We start from the raw sequence: 2,533 nt of genomic DNA on the forward strand, positions 1-2,533 counted from the left end.
CGCTGGTGTCGCCGAGGGTCCGGCTGGCCTGCCAGGTCTGGATGTTACGACCGAGCGGGTCATAGGCCATGCGGGTGGCGACGGCACCGGTCATGTCCAGGCTGGGGGTATTGCGGTAGGAGAGGAAGGTGGCATCGAGCAGGTTGCGCGAATCGCTCTCGATCTGCAGGGTGAGGTTGCCGAAGGCGTCGTAGCGGTAGGCGTGGGCGACGCCGCCTTGATAGTCGGCGATGAGCTGGCCGGCGCGGTTGTAGTGGAAGACTTCCCAGCCATTGCCGAAGTAGCTGTCGCCCTTGCTGACGATTTCGCCGAAGGCGTTGTAGCCGGCGTACTGGATCAGTTGGGTGGTATTGAGGCCGGTGCCGGAGCCGGTATTGTAGGTATAGGTCTGTTGCAGGGTGGCGGTCTGTCGGCCGGTGGCATCGTATTCATAGCCGCGGACCTGCTGGCGGGAGCCGGTGGGATTGAGGCCGTTGGCGGTAATCCATTCGTAGGCGACGCGCCCGGCGGCATCGTAGCGGGAATACTGGTTGTCGCCGACGGCATTGACCTGCCGGATGGCACGGCCGTGGGCGTCGTATTGGGTGTATTCGATCTGATCGTTGGCGGATTCGGCGTTGACGGGCGGGATGACCAGGGTGCCGTTGGCGGCGACGGTGCCGCCGCTGGCGTAGCGTTGTTGTTTGACGACGTTGCCGTAGACGTCGCGGAAGAAGATGGTGAGGGGTCGCTGGATGGCGCCGCCATCGACGACGCGGGCGACGTCGAGCACGGCCTGGGTGCGGCCGAGTGCGTCGTACCAGGCGTAGCTTTGGTTGCCGAGGCCGTCCTGGGTGTAGATCAGGTTGCCGAGGGCATCGTAGCGGTAGGTGGTGGTGAGGTCGGTGAGGGTGGCATTGACGGCGTTGCCGTTGGGGGTATAACCCTGGACGCGGTATTGGGTCTCGGAGGTTTTACGGCCGAGGAGGTCGTAGGTATAGGACACTTCGCGGTCGAAGCCGGCACTGCTGACTGCGCCTGCACTGGCTAAAGCGGCGGCCCCCTTGGTGTAGCCGCTTTGAGTGACATTGGTTGCAATATTGGCATATTCGATGCGACGGATCAGATTGCCGGCCGCATCGTATTGCATTTCGGTCAGGTAGTTATTGCTATCGTAAACCCCACGGTCGATGCGGGCGATTTGTCGGCCGAGGCCATCGTAGTAAAAAACACTTACTAAGCCGTTCAAACAATACTCGGTGCCATTGTTCAGCACCATACCCAGTACTTTTTTATCCACCACATGCCCGAAGGCATCGTAGGCCTGCAGGGTACGTTTGTACCCTAAATAGGACACCCCATTGGCCCCATTCACATACCCGGTGGTGGGGTCGCTCTGCATCACCTGCCGATTCAGCTGGTCATAGCCATAGGTGATGGTGCGATCGTCTTCGGCATTGAGCTTGTTGCCGCCGGTACTGAACGCGGTATTGAGCTGAGCCAGGGTTTCCGGCACGGAGGCGGAGGGAGCCCGATAGTAGTTGGCATGCCGGGTGACCCGGGTGCGATTGCCGAAGGCATCGTAGCCATAGCTGGTCACATAGCCGTTGGCATCGATCTCATAGGCGACCTGCCCGGCCGGGTTGTAGACCACCTGGCTGGCCTTGCCGGCGGTGTCGACCTTGATCACCACCCGACCCAGGGCGTCGTAGACCACGGTTTCGGTGGGTTTGCTGGCGCTGACCAACTGGCCGAGGTTATTCCACACTTCCACCTGGGGGTGGATGGTCTGAGTCTGCCGTCCCAGGGCATCGTAGCGATATTCGGTGGTACGGGTTTCGGGCAGGCCGTCGGCTTCGATCTTGCTCAGCACATTGCCGAGGGCATCGTAGGTGTAACGGGTCTGGATGACGCCGCCCAGTTCGAGGGTGGTGAGGGGGCTGGCAGGGGTTTCAGCGAGGCGGGAGTAGGCGAGCGCGGGGGTTTTTTCCAGCACCAGTCGGCCGGCGGCATCGTAGGCGTAGGTCCACTGGAGATTGGCGGCATTGGTCCAGCTGGTTTTGTTGCCGAGGGCGTCGTAAGTCCATTTCTGGGTCTGGCCGAGGGCGTCGGTCTGGCTGAGCGTGCGGCCGACGTTGTCGTAGACGTAGCCGGTGATGCGGCGGTTGGAATCGCTCTGCTGGGCGGCCAGGGCGGCGACCATGGCGGCTTCGCTGGCGGTGGCACTGACGGCGACCGGTATGGCGTACTCGATGTTGGCCGTGACCTGGCCGAGGGCGTCGTAGCGGTTTTCCTTGACGTAGCCGGCGTCGTTGATGCTGAAGCGCAGGTTGCCGCCGGCATCGTAGACCTGCCAGAGCTGCTGATCGGCGGCGACGGGGACAAGCGCGGCGCGGACCTGGGCCTCGGTGGGGGAACCGGCCAGGGACACGGCATTGGCGTAGCGGGTGCTTTGGACGATGCGGCCGTTGGCGTCGTACTTGTTTTCGGTGACGTAGCCGGCGGCGTCGATGCTGAAGCGCAGGCGCCCGTCCTTGCTGTAGACCGACCGGGT

1 protein-coding gene is annotated in these 2,533 nt (G+C 62.8%); it reads right to left on the reverse strand.

What is annotated here, in order from left to right:
- Positions 1-2,533, reverse strand: a 2,533-nt coding sequence (locus C556_RS0118615; protein WP_026263214.1) for an RHS repeat domain-containing protein, incomplete at both ends; no start/stop codon positions are given.

It is taken from the genome of Chitiniphilus shinanonensis DSM 23277, assembly GCF_000374805.1.
In the GTDB taxonomy this organism is placed as follows: domain Bacteria; phylum Pseudomonadota; class Gammaproteobacteria; order Burkholderiales; family Chitinibacteraceae; genus Chitiniphilus; species Chitiniphilus shinanonensis.